General features: G+C 71.9%; 12 protein-coding genes. 2 read left to right on the top strand and 10 right to left on the bottom strand.

The features are described from left to right. Positions 1-274 precede the first annotated feature (274 nt). Positions 275-1,318, bottom strand: coding sequence for an ADP-ribosylglycohydrolase family protein (locus F4559_RS30645; RefSeq protein WP_184674574.1), 1,044 nt, complete (start codon positions 1,316-1,318; stop codon positions 275-277). 170 nt (positions 1,319-1,488) lie between these two features. Here F4559_RS30645 and F4559_RS30640 point away from each other — a divergent pair, with 170 nt between their 5' ends. Continuing rightward, on the top strand, positions 1,489-4,278 hold the full coding sequence (locus F4559_RS30640) for an AfsR/SARP family transcriptional regulator (protein ID WP_184674573.1): 2,790 nt from the start codon (positions 1,489-1,491) through the stop codon (positions 4,276-4,278). Positions 4,279-4,463: 185 nt separating this feature from the next. Here the strand turns inward: F4559_RS30640 and F4559_RS30635 are convergent, their stop codons facing one another. The 7 genes from F4559_RS30635 to F4559_RS30605 form a co-directional block, all read right to left on the bottom strand. Next, positions 4,464-5,228, bottom strand: coding sequence for an SGNH/GDSL hydrolase family protein (locus F4559_RS30635; protein ID WP_312865903.1), 765 nt, complete (start codon positions 5,226-5,228; stop codon positions 4,464-4,466). Between the two features lie 258 nt (positions 5,229-5,486). Then, positions 5,487-6,464, bottom strand: a complete 978-nt coding sequence (locus F4559_RS30630) for an N-acetylglucosamine kinase (RefSeq protein ID WP_184674571.1) — start codon at positions 6,462-6,464, stop codon at positions 5,487-5,489. 14 nt (positions 6,465-6,478) lie between these two features. Then, positions 6,479-7,738 (bottom strand): 6-phospho-beta-glucosidase, encoded by a 1,260-nt coding sequence (locus tag F4559_RS30625; RefSeq protein WP_184674570.1) that lies wholly within the window; start codon positions 7,736-7,738, stop codon positions 6,479-6,481. After that, positions 7,735-8,568, bottom strand: coding sequence for a carbohydrate ABC transporter permease (locus F4559_RS30620; RefSeq protein ID WP_312865902.1), 834 nt, complete (start codon positions 8,566-8,568; stop codon positions 7,735-7,737). Before F4559_RS30620 ends, F4559_RS30625 begins: the two co-directional genes overlap by 4 nt. After that, positions 8,565-9,548, bottom strand: coding sequence for a carbohydrate ABC transporter permease (locus tag F4559_RS30615; protein ID WP_184674569.1), 984 nt, complete (start codon positions 9,546-9,548; stop codon positions 8,565-8,567). Before F4559_RS30615 ends, F4559_RS30620 begins: the two co-directional genes overlap by 4 nt. Positions 9,549-9,550: 2 nt before the next feature. After that, entirely contained in the window at positions 9,551-10,873 is a 1,323-nt protein-coding gene (locus F4559_RS30610) for an ABC transporter substrate-binding protein (RefSeq protein WP_184674568.1), read from the bottom strand. Between the two features lie 17 nt (positions 10,874-10,890). Next, positions 10,891-12,111: an ROK family transcriptional regulator gene (locus F4559_RS30605; protein ID WP_184674567.1), complete on the bottom strand. Its 1,221-nt coding sequence runs from the start codon at positions 12,109-12,111 to the stop codon at positions 10,891-10,893. 124 nt (positions 12,112-12,235) lie between these two features. Between F4559_RS30605 and F4559_RS30600 the strand changes: the two genes are divergently transcribed. Further along, positions 12,236-12,868, top strand: a complete 633-nt coding sequence (locus F4559_RS30600) for a DUF3159 domain-containing protein (RefSeq protein ID WP_184674566.1) — start codon at positions 12,236-12,238, stop codon at positions 12,866-12,868. Positions 12,869-12,990: 122 nt separating this feature from the next. Here F4559_RS30600 and F4559_RS30595 read toward each other — a convergent pair whose 3' ends face one another. Next, positions 12,991-13,905 carry an N-acetylglucosamine kinase gene (locus F4559_RS30595; protein ID WP_184674565.1) on the bottom strand — a complete coding sequence of 305 codons (915 nt, stop codon included), beginning with the start codon at positions 13,903-13,905 and terminating at the stop codon, positions 12,991-12,993. Positions 13,906-13,953: 48 nt separating this feature from the next. Further along, positions 13,954-17,094 (bottom strand): S8 family serine peptidase, encoded by a 3,141-nt coding sequence (locus tag F4559_RS30590; RefSeq protein WP_184674564.1) that lies wholly within the window; start codon positions 17,092-17,094, stop codon positions 13,954-13,956. Between the last annotated feature and the right edge of the window lie 9 nt (positions 17,095-17,103).

Genomic DNA, 17,103 nt, shown 5'->3' with positions numbered 1-17,103 from the left:
CACCCCGCGTCGACAGGATTCCGACAGCTTCACCCCATCGCGCGAGTCGTGCGTTCAGGCACCGCGAGTTGTGCGTTCAGGCACCACGATTCCCCGAGCTGGGCTTTCCACGCCCCCTGTCACCGTCGATGACGGCTCTGCTACGGTCGGTTCACGGGTATTCCCGCTCCACGCGGGTCCGCCGGTCATCGCGCTCGGGGCGTGTTCCGGTGTCGACCGCGCGGAGAGCCGGCCTCGGTCGCACGCATTCGGGAACGTGCGGCCGAGGCCGGCTTCACTTCTGGTACCGGTGCTCGTCGAACTCCAGTCCGACCACCGAACGCCCCAGGTCGCTGCCCAGCCGGGTCAGCAGGTCCACCAGCTCCAGGTTCGCCAGCCACTCGCGGGGCAGGCCCGCCGTGCCGTGCAGCGCACCGAGGATGTTGCCGGTCAACGCCGCCGTCGCGTCGCTGCCCCCGGAGTGGTTCGCGGCGGCGCGCAACGCCGTCGCCACCTCTGCCCGCCGGGGGTGCACGAGCACGGTGTGCACGGCGATCGCCAACGCCTCGGGCCCGGTCCACCCGCTGCCCAGCCGGTCGACGCGCACCGACTCGAAGTTCTGCGCCACGTGCTCCTCGGCGAACACCACGGCCCGGTTGAGCGTGTTCGCCGTGTACGGGTCGTCCCGCAGCACGCGGCCCACGACCTGGTCGACGGCTTCGCGCAACGGCCGCCCGCGCACCGCGATCAGGTGGATCAGCAACGCGAACGCGCCGCCGGCCACCCAGCCGCCGGTGCCGCCGTGGGTGAGCGCGGCGAACCGGCAGCCCAGGTCGTAGGCGATCTCGGCGCTGGGCGCGAACCCGGCGGGCGCGGTGCGCGTCACGCCGTTGCAGCCGGACGACTCGTTGTGCGGCGCCTCGGGTGTCGGCGGGTCGTCGGCGGCCAGCGCGCGTAGGCACGTGAGGCCGGGCGAACGCGACGAGTACAGCCGTTCGTCGCCCGCCAGCCCGGTCACGCCGAGTTCCGGCGCGGCCACCTGCTGGGTGACCAGCCACCGCCGGTAGCTTTGCCACACCATGTCGACGGGTTCCCACTCGCCGGTGGTCCGGCCGCGCACCCAGGCGCGCAGGTAGCCGTCGGCGGTGAACAGGGTCAGCTGGGTGTCGTCGGTCACGAGCGCGGGTCGCGGCGGTTCGAGCACGCCGTCGGGTCCGTGGTCGCGCTGGATGTCCGTCCAGCCGAGGTACTGGACGGGTGCGCCCAACGCGTCGCCGAGCGCGCCGCCGAGCAGGCAGGCGGCGCCACGGTCGACCACGCTCATCGGCTCGCGTGGCACTTGCCCTCCTGGCGGGGATCTCCGGGGACAGAACCCTAGCCGGACGGCGGTCGTCCGGTCATGGGAGCACGAGTGTTTGTCGAAACAACAACTACTGGCAGGTATCCACACCGTCACCGGCCGTACCTGATCCAGTGACCAGGGGGACGCACTACGACGGAGGGAGGGGCATGGCCGAGGGCAGGAGCGGGTTGGAGTTCGGCGTGCTCGGCCCGTTGCAGGTGCTGGCCGACGGCAAGCCCCTCCCCATCGGGCGCAAGGGCATGCGCGGACTGCTCGCCATGCTGGTGCTCGACGCCAACCGGGTCGTCCCGATCGACGGGATCGTCGACTGCCTGTGGGCCGACGACCCGCCGGCGACCGCGCGGACCATCGTCCACGGCTACGTCTCGCGCCTGCGCCGCATGCTGGAGGAGGCCGACCCCGCCGGCTCGGCGCGCATCCTCACCACGCCGCCCGGCTACCAGCTCCTCGTCGACCCGTGGCGCCTGGACTTCCACCGCGCCCGGCAGCTCGTGTCGTCGGCCCGCGGCAAGCCCGCGCCGATCCGGGCCCAGCTCCTGCGGGAGTCCCTGGGCCTGTGGCGCGGACCGGTGCTCGGCGACGTGCCCGGCCGACCGGCCACCACCGACCTGGAGGAACTACGGCTTGCCGCACTCGAGGAACGCGTCGAGGCCGAGCTGGAACTGGGCCGGCACCTGGAACTCGTGGGCGAGTTGCGCCGACTCGTCGACGAGTACCCGTTCCGGGAAAGGCTTGTCGCGCACAGCATGCGGGCGCTCTACCGGTCCGGTCAGCGCGCCGACGCGCTCGACGCGTACCAGCGCTTCCACCGTCGGGTCGTCGACGAACTCGGCATCGACCCCGGACCGGAACTGCGCGTCCTGCACGAGCAGGTCCTGCGCGACGACCCGGCGCTCGGCGGCGAGGGCGACATCGCGCCCGTCGCGCTCGTGCCGCCGCGGGCGGGCGTGGTCGTGCCCGCGTTGCTGCCCGCCGCGGCGAGCGGGTTCATCGGCCGCGACGACGAACTCGCCCGGCTCGACCTGCTGTGCGCCCAACGCGACCTCCAGGCCACCACGATCGCCGTGGTCGCGGGTGCGCCCGGCATCGGCAAGAGCGAACTGGTCGTCACGTGGGGGCACCGCCGGGCCGAGTGGTTCCCCGACGGCCTGCTGTACGCGTCGCTGAACGGCTTCGTGCCAGACCGCGACCCGGTCGAGCCGGGCGAGGTGCTCGGCCGGTTCCTGCACGCGTTGGGCGTGCCCGCCGACGGCCTGCCGCGCGACCTCGACGACCGCGTCGGCCTGTACCGGTCGGTGCTGGCCAAGCGGCGCGTGCTCGTCGTGCTGGACGACGCGTGGGACCCCGAGCACGTGCGCCTGCTGCTGCCGCCCGGCGCCGGCTCCGTGGTGCTGGTGACCTCACGGCGCCGGCTGGAGTCGCTCGTGGTGTCCAACGGCGCGCGGATGCTGACCCTGGACACGTTGCGGGAGGAGGAGTCCGTCCGGCTGGTGGACTCCGTGGTGGGCAAGCCGGTGTCCGAACAGGAACCCACGGCCGTGCGCATGCTGGTCGAGCTGTGCGGGAACCTGCCGTTGGCGCTGCGGATCGCGGCGGCCAAGCTCGTGCTCAGCCCCGAGTGGACGGTCGAGGACCTGGTCGTGCGGCTGTCGCACGACGACCACCGGCTGCGCACCCTCGATCTGCCCGAGACCGGTGTCGGCGTGGCGCGGGCGCTGGCCGTGTCGTACCGCAACCTGCCGCCCGAGTTGGCCGAGACGTTCCGCGCGGCCGGGCTCGTGCCGGGGCGGTGGGTGAGCCCGCACGCGATCGCGGCGGTGTGCGGCACGGACCTGGGCACGGCCCAGAATCGGCTGGCGGACCTGGCCGACGCGCACCTCGTCGTCGAGCAGTGGCGTGGCGGCTACGTCCTGCACGACCTGGTCCGGCTCTACGCGCGCGAAGTGGTCGGACCGGCCGGGCCGGACCTGCGCCGGCTGGTGGACCACTACCTGGCCGCGTGCGACCACGCGCGGCGGCTGATCAGGCCCGTCGCCGACGGCCTCGACTTCTCCGGCGGCGACACGCCCGCCGCCCGGCCCGCCACCGCCGGCCAGGCGCTGTCGTGGTTCGACAAGGAGTGGCCGAACCTGATCGCGTTGGTGCACGCGGGTGCCGAGGCCGGGCTGCACCGGCAGGTCTGGCAGCTCGTGCGGCTCGTGCACACCTACTGCGTGACGCGGCCGGCCGGGCGGGAGTGGCAGGCGATCGCCGAGTTCGGTCTGGCGTCCGCGCGGATCGCCGCCGACCGGCGCGGCGAGATGCTGGTGCTGCACGCCATGCACGAGGTGGACAAGCGCGCGGGGTCGTCGCGCGGCAGGCTCGCCGACGCCCGACGGGCCTACGCGATCGCCGCGGACCTGGGCGAACCCCGGTACCTGGTGATGGCGTTGGACCAGCTGGCGTGCGCGTTGACCGCCGAGGACCGCGACAAGGAGGCGCTCGCGTGCTACCGGGAGGCGGTCGAGGTCGCCCGGGGTGACGGCGACGCGCTCGGCGAGGCGACGGTGCTGGACGACCTCGCCCAGGCGGAGCGCAAGCTCGGTCGGTTGGAAAAGGCGGCGCGGCACCAGTTCGAGGCGATGGAGGTGCACCACCGCAACGGCGACGAGCGGGCGTTCGTCGTGGCCGTGAACAATTTGGCGGGCCTGTACGCCGACCTGGGATTGCTGGCCGAGGCCGAGGAGAACGCACGTCAGGGCGTCGAACTGGCCCGGGGTGGCGCGATGCGGTTCGAGGAGGCGTTCGGCCGGCTGGTGCTCGGCGGGGTGCTGGCCCGCCGGGGCGAAGTCGTTGCGGCGCAAGCGGAGTTGGCCGAGTCGCTGCGCCTGTTCGAGCGGTTGGGCTCGGCGCGGGCGCGGCAGGTCAGATCCGCGCTGGAAGCCCTGGACCGCTGAGGTTTAGCCGACGTTTAGTGGCGTGGCCGCATTTCGTGGGAGTTTGGTCGTGTCCGGTCGGACGATCGATGCGGTGACCGGCGCCTCGGAGTGGTACTTGGTGGGGAGAGCCAGGGGGGAATACCACTCCGAACCACCGACCGGCCGGCATTCGGGGGAGAGTGCCGGCCGGCCGGTCCGGCCGGTCAGTCGCACAGCGGGAGCAGTTCGGGGCGCTTGGGCGCGACGCCGTCGCCCATCGACTCGCCGCGCAGTCGGCGCGCGATCCACGGCATGACGTGCTCCCGGGCCCACTTCAGGTCCTGCCGGCGCTGGGAGATCCAGTCCTCGACGCCCGCCGGCGGCCACGGCGTGTCCCACGGTTCGACCGGCTGGAGGCCGAGCACCTCGGCGGTGCGCGCGGCGACGCGGCGGTGGCCCTCGGTGGAGAGGTGGAGGCGGTCCTCGCTCCACGCGCGACGGTCGTGCAGCACGGCCATGGACCACAGGTCGACCACGCGGCAGTGGTAGCGCTCGGCGACGGACCACAGGTGGCTGTTGTAGATGGCGATCTTGCCCCGCAACGACCGCAGCAACGGCGTGTGCCGGGGGTCGAACCCGGTGAAGATGACCACCTCGGCACCGGCGGCGCGGAGTTCGGCGACCGCGATCTCGTACACCTCGGCGAGCGCGTCCGGGTCGCTGCCGGGTACCAGGAGGTCGTTGCCGCCGCCGCAGAACGTGGCCAGTGCCGGCTTGAGCGACGTGGCCAGCGGCACCTGCTCGCGCACGATCTCCTGGAGCATCTTCCCGCGCACGGCGAGGTTGGCGTAGCGGAAGCCGGGCCGGGTGGCCGCCATCACCTCCGCGAGCCGGTCGGCCCAGCCCACGTAGGCCCCGTCGGCGCCCGGGTCGTCGAGTCCTTCGGTGAAGCTGTCCCCCAATGCGACGAAACTGTCCAATCCGTGCACGGTCGTCCCTTTCTCGCAGCCCACGCGGCCCCGCCCCCGGCCGCCGCGCCGACCCAGCATGCTCCTTTCACCCGTCCGGACGCCAGCCACTACCGGACCGCCCGCGCGGTCCAAGATCCACCCGACCCGATCGGGGGAGTCCGAGTGCGTATTTCGGGATGTCCGAGTGGAGGACTCGCGGGGGTCGGCGCCGACCCCCGCGAGTCGTGTGACCGGAGGGGCGCCGCCGCACACGTCCGGTCACGATCAAGGGAACCCTCAGTCGACGCTCAGGGGTTCGTACGCCGCGCGCAGCCGCGCCTCGGCCGACGGGTCGGCGTTCAGCGCGTCCAACCCCAACAACGCCGCGCCCACGACCGGCGGCACGTCCACCACCCGCACCCGGGCCAGCGGTGCCGTGGCGGACAACGACGAAGCCACGAACCGGGCCACGTCGGTACCGGTCACCACGCCGCCGCCGAGCACGACGTCCACGGCCTCGCCCAGCAACCCGAGCCGCCGCAACGACACGCCGGCCAGCAGCGTGATCTCCTCGACCAGCCGGTCGACCACCCGCCGGGCCACGGCGTCCCCGTCCCGCGCCACCGAGAACAGCAGCGGGCACAGGGGGTGCGGGTCGAACTCGACCTTCCCGAAGTGCAACGACTCCACCGCGTCGGCGATCGAGCGCACGCCGTAGTGGGCCTTCAGGGCGGCCACGAGGGCGGTGGGCTCACCGCGCCCGTCCTCCGCGCGCACGGCCAGCCACAACGCCTCGGCACCCAGGTGGCTGCCACCGCCCCAGTCGCCGGAGATCCGCCCCAACGCCGGGAACCGGTGCGTCCGACCGTCCGCCGCCACGCCCACGCAGTTGATCCCCGCGCCGCACACCACGGCGACACCGACGCCGTCGGATGTTCCCGCCCGCAGCAGCGCGAACGTGTCGTTGCCCACCACGATCGTCTCCGACCACAGCCCGGCGAGCGCGGCCGTCAGGTCTTCCTCCTCCTTGGGCAGGTCGGCGCCGGCGAGGTAGGCCGCCGTGTGCGTGGCGATCCGCTCGTCCGGCGAAAGGCCCGCCCGACGCGCGGTCTCGCGCACCAGGGAGTCGAAGACCTCCCGGCTGCGCGCGAGACCGACGTTCTGCGGCGACGCGCCCGGACCGCGCACCTGGGCGAGCACGCGGCCCGCCACGTCGACCAGCGCCACGGCCGTCTTGCTGTTGCCGCCGTCGATGGCCAGCACCCGCTCCGTCATTTCTTCCCCCCGAACTACGCCCACGCGAGGTGGTCCCGGTTGCGCGCCACCAGCTCGTCGGCCAGCCGTTCCGCCGTCGCCCGCTGACCGATCAACGGGTGCGCCAGCAGCGCGTCGGCCACCCGGTCGCGCCCGCCGCGCACGGCCGCGTCCAGCGCCAGGTACTCGTACGCGGTCACGTGCGAGATCAGCCCCGAGATCGACGGCGGCACGGGGGCGACCGGCAGCGGTCGTGCCCCGTCGCGCGTGACCTCCGCCGGCACCTCGACCACCGCGTCGTCGGGCAGGAACGGCAGGGTGCCGCCGTTGCGCACGTTCACCACGTGCTGTTCGGCACCCGTTCCGCCGGTCAACGCGTGCACGAGCTGCACGGCCGCCTCGGAGTAGTACGCCCCGCCGCGCTGGGACAACGCGTCGGGCTTGGTCACCACCGACGTGTCCCGGTAGAGGTCGAGCAGCTCCTTCTCCACGGCCGAGACGACCTCGGCCCGCGGCGGCTCCTTCTTCTGCCTGGCCACGACCTCGTCGTGGTCGTAGAAGTACTTGAGGTAGTACGACGGCACCATGCCAAGCCGGCGCATCAGCGACGCCGGCAGCCCGATGTGGGTGCCGAGGTCCTCGCCGTGCGTCGTGATCAGTTCGGGCAGCCGGTCGACGCCGTCGACGTGCACGCCGGTCGCCCACGACAGGTGGTTGAGGCCGACGTGGTCCAGCCGCACCGCGTCCGGCGTCACGCCGAGCAGCTCGGACGTCCAGCGCTGGAACGTGATCGCGACGTTGCACAGCCCGACCGCGCGGTGCCCGGCCTGCAGCAGTGCCCGTGTGACGATGCCGACGGGGTTGGTGAAGTTCACGATCCACGTGTCGTCACCAGCCAGTCGGCGCACCCGTTCGGCGATGTCCAGCACGACCGGGACCGTGCGCAGCGCCTTGGCCAGGCCGCCGGCACCGGTCGTCTCCTGGCCGACGCAGCCGCAGGCCAGCGGGAACGTCTCGTCGGACGCGCGGGCCGCCTGCCCGCCGACCCGCAGTTGCAGCAGTACGGCGGACGCGCCGTCCACGCCCTCCTCCAGGGAGGACGTCGTGGTGACGCGGGCCTGGTGCCCGGCGTGCGCGAGCAGGCGCTGGGCGAACGCGCCGACGACGGCGAGCCGGTCGGCGTCCGGGTCGACCAGCACGATCTCGTCGACCGCGAGGCTGGTGCGCCGGCCCGCGATGCCGTCGACCAGCTCCGGCGTGTACGTGGACCCGCCGCCGACAACGGTGAGCTTCACCCTTTTACCCCCGTGAACGTGATTCCCTTGACGAACGAGCGCTGGGCGAGGACGAACAGGACCACCGCCGGGACCATGATCAGCAGCGTGACGGCCATGGTCAGGTTCCACTGGACGTGGTGCATGCCCTTGAACGACGACAGGGCCAGCGACAACGTCCACTGGTCCGGCTTCTCGCCGGTGTAGAGCAGCGGGCCGAAGTAGTCGTTCCAGGTGTAGAGGAAGCAGAACAGCGCGGTGGCCGCGATGCCCGGCTTCGCCATCGGCACGACGATCCGCGTCAGCGTCTGGAACTCGGTACAGCCGTCGACCCGCGCCGCGTCCACATAGGACTGTGGGATGGTCAGGAAGAACTGGCGCAGCAGGAAGATGCTGAACGCGTCGAACAGGAAGTACGGCACGATCAGCGGCACCAGCGTGCCGGTCAGCCCGAGGCTGGACCACGTGTCGTACAGCGGGACGGCGACCACCTGCGGCGGCAGCATCATCGCACCGACCACGAGCAGGAAGACCGCGTTCCGGCCGCGCCAGCGCAGTTTCGCCAGCGCGTACGCCGCAGGTATCGACGACAGCAGCATGCCCGCCGTGGCCAGCAGCGCATACGTCAAGCTGTTGACCAGGTACTTCAGCAGCGGAGCCTTGTCGAAGACCTCGACGAAGTTCTCCCAGTGCCACTCGCGTGGCCACAGTTGCGCCGTGAACGCCTGAGAATCCGACATCACGGCGGTGAGGATCACGAACAGGACCGGCAGGGCGAACATCAGGCCGAGGGCGAGGCCCAGGCTGTGCACGGCGATCCAGTCGAGCCGGCGACGCCAAACACCCGTCACGCTCCCGGCCCTCCTTCTTCCTGATGAGAGTTCTTGCGCATGCGGTGCACGAGCACGGCCGTGGCCGCGAACGACACGATGAACAGCACGGTCGCCATCGCCGCCGCGTAGCCCATGTCGAAGTAGCGGAAGCCCTGCGTGTACAGCCAGGCCGGGAACGTCAGGGTCGAGTTCTCCGGGTACCCGAGGTACTTCGTGTTCCCGGTGGCCTCCGCCGACCCGCTCGCCGCCGACCCCGCCACCACGGCCTGGGTGAACAGCTGCAACGCCAGGATGATCGAGTTGACCACGCCGAACAGCAGGACCGGCGAGATCGACGGCAGCGTGATGTGCCACCAGCGGCGCAGCGGGCCGGCGCCGTCGAGTTCGGCCGCCTCGTACTGCTCCTGCGGCACGTCCAGGATCGCGGCCAGGATGATGATCATCAGGTCGCCGGACACCCACAGCATCACCGCGGTGATGCCGCCCTTGGCCCACGCCGGGTCGGCGAACCACAGCGGGCTCTGGATGCCGAACCAGTCGAGGAACTCGTCGACCGGGCCGCCGTTGGGCCGCATGACCATGAAGAACACCAGGGTCGCGGCGACCGGCGGTGCCAGCGACGGCAGGTAGCACAGCGTGCGGATCAGGCCGACGCCCGACTTGAGCCGGGCGATCACCGACGCCACGCCGAGCGTGAACACCAGGCGCGCGGTCGTCAGCACGACCACGAACCACAGGGTGTTGTACACCGACGTGCGGAACAGCTTGTCGGAGAACATGTACTCGTAGTTGGCGAAGCCGATCCACTTCGGCGGGTTGATCAGGTCGTACTTGGTGAACGAGAACCCGATCGTGGCGATCAGCGGGTAGCCGAAGAACGCGAGGAAACCGATCAGCGCGGGTGCCATGAAGGCCAGGGCGACGAGTCGCCCGCGGGCCCGGGGCCGCCGTGAAGGGGCGGCCCCGGGCACGTCCACGCGGTCGAGCGTGGCGGTCATCGCTACTTGCCGCTCTTGGCGATCTGGTCGTCGATCTGCTTGTCGATCTCCTTGAGCCCGGCCACCAGGTCCGGGACCGCGCCCGCCTGCCAGCTCGAGGAGAAGTCGCCGACGGCCTTGATGTGCGCGTCGCCGATCGGGGTCGACACGTTGCCCTGGAGCTTGCCGCCCGCCGCGAGGTCGATGAACGTCTTGAAGTTCTCGTCGACCTCGAGCTTCGGGTCGGCCAGCGCCGCCTTGGTGTGCGGGATGTTCTTCAGGCCGTTGGACAGGCCGACGATCGCGTCGGTGTCGAACCCGAGGTGCTTGATCAGCTCCCACGAGGCGGCGGGGTTCTTGGCGCCCTTGGGGATGCCGACGATCGTGCCGGTGGTCAGGCCGGTGCCGTACAGGTCGGGCTTCGCGGTCGGGACCGGCGCGGTGCCGTACTTGACGGTCGGCGCCTGGTCCTTGAGGAACGCCGTGCGGTACTCGCCGTCGATCATCATGGCGATCTTCTGCTGGTGGAAGGCGTGGTCGGCGGAGTACTCCTGGCCCAGGCCCGCGCGGAACCGCTCCAGGTTGTCGTAGCCGTAGAAGTCCACGAGTTCCTTCTGGAACTTGTACATGTCCTGCCACTCGGGGGTGCTGAGCGAGGACTTGCCGTCGGCGCCGAACCACTTCGCGCCGAACGCCGGTGCGAGCATCTGCGCCCGGTTCTCGTAGAACTGGGGCGAGGGCAGGAAGCCCGCGACCTCGATGGAGCCGTCGGCCGCCTTCTTGGTGGTGCGCTTGGCGAAGTCGACCAGCTCGGCGATCGTCTTCGGCGGCGTGGTGATGCCGGCCGCCGCGAGGATGTCCTTGTTGTAGTACAGGCCGTACACGTCGCTCAGGACCGGCAGCGCGCACCGCTGGCCCTTGTACTCGGTGTAGGAGCGCACCGCGTCGGGGATCTGCCCGAGGTCGACCTTGTCCCGCTCGATGAACGGCTTGAGGTCCTGGAACGTGCCGCTGGAGCAGAACTGGCCGATGTTGTCGGTGGTGAACGACAGCGCGACGTCCGGCGGGTTGCCGCCGCGGATGCCCGCGGTGATCTTGTCGTCGTCCTGGCTGCCCTCGTGCTTGATCTCGGCGTTGGGGTACTTCTTCTTGAAGCTGTCCAACGCCTTGGTCAGTTCGTCCTGCTCACGGCCGGAGAAGTTGCTCCACACGGTCAAGGAGAACTTGTCGTCCTTGCCCGGAGCCGTCGTTGCGGCTGTGTTGTTGTTGCCCGCGCCCGCCGCACAGGCGGTCAACGAGACCGCGGCGGCGACGCACAGCAACGCCGCGCGGGAGATCTTGCGCATTTGCTCTCCTCTTCGGATCAACGTGCGGACGGTGACGTTGCCGCGGACCGCTGGTCGAGACGCGGGCCGCGGAAGGGTTCGGTCGTGGCGGCGGGCAGACCGAACACCTGTTCCCTGGCGACCGAGAGAGCGGAATGCAGTGCGCCGGAGCGCACGGGTTTCCCGGTGACCATGGCCAGTTGGACCGGGGTGCGGGGCACCACCAGTCGGTGCAGCTGCTCGGCGACGAGGTCGGCGAGCGCCGTGCCGCCCGCGTGGGCGACCTCGCCCGAGAGCAGCACGAGTTCGGGGTCGAGCACGGCGACGACGTTCGCGATACCGGTCGCGATCCGCCGGGCCAGGTCGAGCAGGAACGGGCTCGACGGTTCGGCCTTGCGCACCGCGGACTGCGCGGTGCGCGCGGTCAGGCCGTGCGCGCGGGCGAGCCGGACGACGGCGGCGTTGTCGAGCAGTTCGCCGTAACGGCTGCCCGCGCGGGTCGTGCCGGTGTCGGCGCCGGCGCGGTCGGGCACGCGCATGGCGTCTATTTCGCCCGCGCCGCCGGTCGCGCCGCGCAGCAGCACGCCGTTGACGACGACCGCCGCGCCGACCGCGTCGGCGGGCCAGATCAGGACGAAGTCGCGCACGTCGGTGGCCCGGCCCGCGATCATCTCCTCCAGCGCGACGAGGTTGACGTCGTTCTCGACCGTGACGCCGGTGTCGAGCAGGGCCTCCAGCGTGCGCGGCAGGTCGTCCACGTCCGACCAGCCGGGCATGTGCGGCGCGTAGACGAGCCGTCCGGTCGCCGGGTCGACCGCGCCGGGGCTGCCGACGACGACGTGGTGCAGGGCTTCGGTGGTCAGCCCGGCCTGGCCGGCGGCCTGTCGGACGGCGGCGTGGAAGGCGTCGAGCACGTCGGTGCGCGGCATGGGCGCGCTGTGCTCGGTGAGCAGCGTGCCGGAGATGTCGGCCACCGCGACGTCGATCGCGTCGGGCGTGAGGTCGACGGCGGCGACGTGGGCGAGGGCGCCGTTGACCGTCCAGAGCTGCGCGCGCGGGCCGCGTCCGCCGCCGCGCAGACCGTTGCGCAGGACCATGCCGTCGGTCTCCAGCCGGGTCAGCAGCTGGGCCGTCGCGGGCTTCGAGAGACCGATGATCCCTTCGAGGTCCGACCTGGTCAGCGGGCCGTTGCGCAGCAATGCCTCGATCGCCGCGCGGTCGTTGATCTCGCGCAGAAGTCGGGGGCTGCCGGCTCGCATCGTCTCTCCTGTCTGTTAACTTTCCAGACGATTTCCGGCCACGCTAGTGACCGGGGTCACCGGGGTCAATGGGGTGATGCGGGTCCGTTACCTGACTTAGGTTCGCCTAAGGCACGCTGGTGGCATGACCGACACCCGTCCCGAGACACTTGGCGAGCTGCTCGGCGGTCGTGGCGGCGCACTGGACGCGTCGCTGCCGCCGCTGCTGTTCGCGTTCGGCTGGCTGCTGGGCGGGCAGTCGATCATCGGCGGGGCGATCGCGGCCGTGGCCTGCGGTGTCGCGATCGGTGTCGTGCGGGTGGTGCGCGGCGACCGGCCGCGTGCCGTGCTGGTGTCCGTGGCGCTGGTGGTGCTGGCCGCGTACATCGCGTTGCAGACCGGCCGGCCCGAGGACTTCTTCCTGCTCCAGATCTTCCTCAACGTGGGCAGCGCGCTGGCCTGGGCGGCGAGCATCGTGATCCGCTGGCCGCTGCTGGGCGTGGTGGTCGGCCTGCTGACCGGCCAGAAGTTCCGCTGGCGGCGCGATCCCGACCTGATGCGCGCCTACCGCGTGGCGAGCTGGGCGTGGGTGGGCCAGTACGTGCTGCGCGTCGTCGTCTTCGGCACCCTGTGGCTGTCCGGTCAGGTCCTGGTGCTGGGCTTCGCCCGGGGCGTCATGACGTGGCCGCTCCAACTCGCCTGCATCGCGGTGAGCTGGTGGCTCATCCGCCGCACCCTCCCCGCCGACCACCCCGGTCTGCGCCACCCCCGCTCCTGACCGCGCGAGTCATACGTTCAGACACCACGAAATGTGCGTTCGGACACCGTGAAATGTGCGTTCAGGCACCGGACCCGTCCTGAACGCACGACTCGCGGTGTCCGAACGCACAACTCGCGGGCTTACCGGAGACGGGGAGCGCTCTCGCCCAGGAGGGACACCGCCGCCAGCCACGCGGCACCCGCCGCCGCGCCCGACGCCACGTGGATCGGCGCCGACGTCCGCGTCGCGAGCGCACGCCGCAGCCGCGGACCGATCGCCGTCGCGTGCACCAGGCTGCCGATCAGCACGAGCGGCGTCAGCTCGTCCCGTCCCCGGTCCGCCAACGCCAGGTCCACCAGGTGCTCGACGGCCGACGCGATGATGTCGTCGGCCACGGGATCGTGCGCGTTCGCCGTCACCAACGGCGCGAACTCCGCCAACCGCACCGGCGCACCCGCGTTCGCCGCCACGATCAACGCCCGCCGCCGGTCCCCCGACGTCACCCCGGCGTGCGCCAACACGGCCCGTGCCAACGGCCCCGGCCGCGCGACTTCGCGCAACGTCGCCCGCACGGCCTCGCGCCCGATCCAGAACGCCGACCCCTCGTCACCGAGCAGCCACCCGTACCCGCCGCCGGCCGACACCAGCCGGTGGTCGACGATCCGCGCCGAGATCGACCCCGTGCCCGCGACCAGCACGGTCCCGTCCGGCGCCGCCGACCCGGACGCGAACGCCGCCTCGCAGTCCGTGATCACCCGCATCGGGCAGCGCAGCCCGGCCGAGTTCCACGCCGCCGTGAACAACGCCTCGACCTCGGGGTCGCCCAACCGGCTCGACCCGGCCATGCCCAGCACCCCGGACTCGACCTTGCCCGCGTCGAGCCCGTCCAACGCCATCCGCAACGCCTCGCCCACGTGCCGCGCGGCCCGCTCCGGCGGGTGCGAGTGCGGGTTGGCGCCGCCCGCGACACCCGCGCCGAGCCGGGTGCCGTCCAGGTCGAACACCAACGCCCGGGTAGCCGTTCCTCCCGCGTCCAGCCCGACCACGAAGCCCATTCGCCCGAGTATGGCCGTCCCGAACGCGCACCGGCACGGCCAACCGGGTCACGGCGTCAGGACCTCCGCGCGCCGCCCGGCGCCGTTGTGGTGGAACAGGACCAGCAGGCTGTCCGACCCGTCCGCGGCCAACGCCCCGTCGTCGCGCCGCACCTCGAACTCGGCACCGTCGGCCACGACCGTCGACAGCACGGCCGACCCGTACGACAGCACCGCGAACCCCGGCCGCAGCACGTCGAACGACATCGGCACGTCCAAGGTGTCGATCACGTTGTCGGTCGTGCCCGGCGGTGCGTAGGCGCCGGTCACCCTGGCGGTGTAGGAGATCCGCGCCGATCCGGCCGCCGGGTCGACGCCCAACGCCCGCACGCCCACCGGCAGCACCACGACGTCGCTGTCCATCAGGTTCGTGTCCACGTCGCCGAACGCGCCGTTGAGCGGACGTTCGTCCACAGTCGCCCGATCCGCGAGCCTTGTGGTCCGCGCCAGCCACACGTCCGCCTTCACCGAACCACCCGGGTCGGTGGGTTTGACCGCCGTGACCGCGAAGTCCGGTTCGCCGTCCCCGGTCGTGTCGATCCGCACGCCCGGCGAGGCGACCGAACCGAGCGTGTACCACTGCCCCCACATCGCGATACCGAACGCCACGACCGGGTCCTCCGCACCCGGCGTCGACGTCACGCCCACGTACCGCAGGTCGCCGCCGCGCGCCGACCCGTTGACGGCGCACGCGACCTGAGGCTCGTCGTCGCACGGCGGCAGCTCGGGACTGCGGCCCTGGAGTTCGAACGCCGACACCATCGACGCGTACCCGCCCCGGTCGAACCCCCGGCCGTTGACCCGCACCGTGCCGTCGGCCATGGCGGCGGTCAGCGCCGACACCGGCTTGGGCGCCGCGTACACCGGCACGCGGGCGGCGGCCTCCCCGGACGACACGACCACGAGCCCCGACGCCTCCGACAGGAACTGCCGCGCCCGGCCGTCCTCCGTCGTCCGCAGTGTCGGGTCCGCCACCTTTCGGAGTTCCGAAGCCGTGACCCGTAGCGTCACCCGAACCCGGGCCTCGCCACCCGGTGGCACGGAAACCTCCGATGGGCGGACCTCGATCCGGGCACCCGGTACCTCGGTCGAGGGCCGGTACGCGACGCTCGCGGTACGCCGCGTGGTCGACTTGTTGACCACGCGCACGGTCTTCATCAGCAGCGCCGACCGGTTCACCGGCACGGTCCCGAACGTCACGCCCACCGAGCCCGGGTCGTCGGCCACCATCGCGAGCAGGTCGGTGTCCACGGCCTGCCGCGCGTCGACGCGTCCCGCCCCGACCCGCATGGGCGCCTCGGGCACGCCGGTCGCGCGGTCGTCGCCGGACACCACGGTCGCGTCCGCGGTGTTGACGACCGCGGCCTTGACCTCCTCCACGGTCCAGTCCGGGTGCGTCTCGCGGACCAGCGCGGCGATGCCCGCCACGTGCGGCGTGGACATCGACGTGCCGCCCTTGCTCACGCCGTCCGCGCCGGTGCCGACCGCGGCCGAGACGATGGTGTCGCCGGGCGCGGCCACGTCGGGTTTCGCGCCGACCGGTCCGCGCGCGCCGCGGGCCGACGTGGGCGTGATCGTGTCGGCGATCGACGGGGCCAGGGTGGGCAGCGCCCGTCGTCCCGTGCCCTGGAAGCGGACTTCGAGCGTGCCCGCGTCGAGCAGCGGGCGGACGCGCTGCGTCGCCGGGCCGGTGAACTGGAACACCGGGGTGGTCGCGTTCCCGGCGATGGCGGCGGCGAAGATCGCGCGCGTGGACGTGAGCAGGACACCGTCGGCACCGGCCTTCTCCGCGTTGTCGGTGCGGGCTTTCGAGCCGCACTCGCGGGTGGCGTCGTCCTCGTCCCACTCCAGCCACACGACTTTTCCGGTCAGGTCCTGGGAGACCGGTCCGCATCCATCCACATTGGACTCTTCCTGGATGCGGACGACGGGGCGCGTCAGGTCGAGCGCGGGGAAGTCCCGGTAGTCCTGGCTGTACTGGCCCGGCTGGTCGCCGAGGTCGGTGACGCCGAGGCCGTCGAGCAGGACGTGCGCGTCGCGCGTGTTGGCCACGGTGAGGGCTTCGGGCGTGTTGCCGGGCGCGCCGCCGGCGTCGTAGAAGTCGCCGCCGTTGCCCGCCGCCGCGACGACCAGCACGCCGTTGCGCACGAGCTTGCGCACGAAGAGGCTGTCCGGGTCGTCCTGGCCGCCGAAGTCCGTGCCCAGCGACAGGTTGACGACGTCGAGGTGGTCGGAGAAGTCGCCGTCGCCGTTCGGGTCGAGCGACCAATCCATGGCTTCGGCGGTCAGATTGGTCGACCCCGTGCAGCCGAACACCTTGAGCGCGTAGATCTCCGCCGCCGGCGCGGTGCCCGGGCCGACCCGCATGCGGTCGAGGTGCTCGGGCGTCAACATCCGGTGGTCGCCGCGGAACGTGCTGCCGTCGGTCTCGACGCCGTAGCCGGCGGCCGTGCCCGCGACGTGCGTGCCGTGCCCGAAGCAGTCCATCGGGTTCGGGTCGGGCACGGGGGTGGCGTGGTCGGGGTCGTCGGCGTCGTAGTCGTCGCCGACGAAGTCGTGGCCGCCCACGACTTTGGCGTTGGGCGTCCAGGGCGCCGTGCGGTCGACGGCGCGGTAGGCCTCGACCGTGCCTTCGCCGCCGAAGTCCGCGTGCGTGTAGTCGACGCCGGTGTCGATGACGCCGATGCGCAGGCCCTCGCCGAGTTTTCCGTTGTCCTGCCAGACTTTCACCGCGCGGGTGAGCTGCGCCGCCCCGGAGTTGGACGCGGTCTTCGGGACGATGGCGCGGACGGAACGCACCTCGGACAGCGCGGAGAGTTCCCGCAGCCGCGCGGCGTCGCCGGTGACGACGAAGCCGGGTACCGCGTTGGCGGTCCGTGCGACCTGGCGGGCACGGGAGTCCTTGTCCCGCAACGCCTTCAAGACCTTGTCGGTGATCTCGCCGATGAGCCGCCGCGACTCCCGCGCCGCGCCGATCGCCCGCCCGCGGTCGTCTTCGCGCTCGAAGGCGTCGACCGCCGAGGAGGTGGCGAGTTCCACGAACACCGTGGCGGTCCGGCCGCTCCCGGTCAGTTCGGCACCAGCCGGTTGGGCACCGGCGAGTCCCGTGGCGGACAAGAGGGCAGCGGTCAGCACGGCGACCAGTCTCATGGGGGTCCT

It is taken from the genome of Saccharothrix violaceirubra (assembly GCF_014203755.1).
GTDB classification, from domain to species: domain Bacteria; phylum Actinomycetota; class Actinomycetes; order Mycobacteriales; family Pseudonocardiaceae; genus Actinosynnema; species Actinosynnema violaceirubrum.
This window is presented reverse-complemented; position numbering and strand designations above follow the sequence as displayed.

Bases quoted from the DNA above. Each gene is read 5' to 3' on its own strand.
- F4559_RS30640 (WP_184674573.1), top strand. From the start codon at position 1,489: ATGGCCGAGGGCAGGAGCGGGTTGGAGTTCGGCGTGCTCGGCCCGTTG.
- F4559_RS30630 (WP_184674571.1), bottom strand. From the start codon at position 6,464: ATGACGGAGCGGGTGCTGGCCATCGACGGCGGCAACAGCAAGACGGCC.
- F4559_RS30615 (WP_184674569.1), bottom strand. From the start codon at position 9,548: ATGACCGCCACGCTCGACCGCGTGGACGTGCCCGGGGCCGCCCCTTCA.
- F4559_RS30610 (WP_184674568.1), bottom strand. From the start codon at position 10,873: ATGCGCAAGATCTCCCGCGCGGCGTTGCTGTGCGTCGCCGCCGCGGTC.
- F4559_RS30605 (WP_184674567.1), bottom strand. From the start codon at position 12,111: ATGCGAGCCGGCAGCCCCCGACTTCTGCGCGAGATCAACGACCGCGCG.
- F4559_RS30600 (WP_184674566.1), top strand. From the start codon at position 12,236: ATGACCGACACCCGTCCCGAGACACTTGGCGAGCTGCTCGGCGGTCGT.
- F4559_RS30595 (WP_184674565.1), bottom strand. From the start codon at position 13,905: ATGGGCTTCGTGGTCGGGCTGGACGCGGGAGGAACGGCTACCCGGGCG.
- F4559_RS30590 (WP_184674564.1), bottom strand. From the start codon at position 17,094: ATGAGACTGGTCGCCGTGCTGACCGCTGCCCTCTTGTCCGCCACGGGA.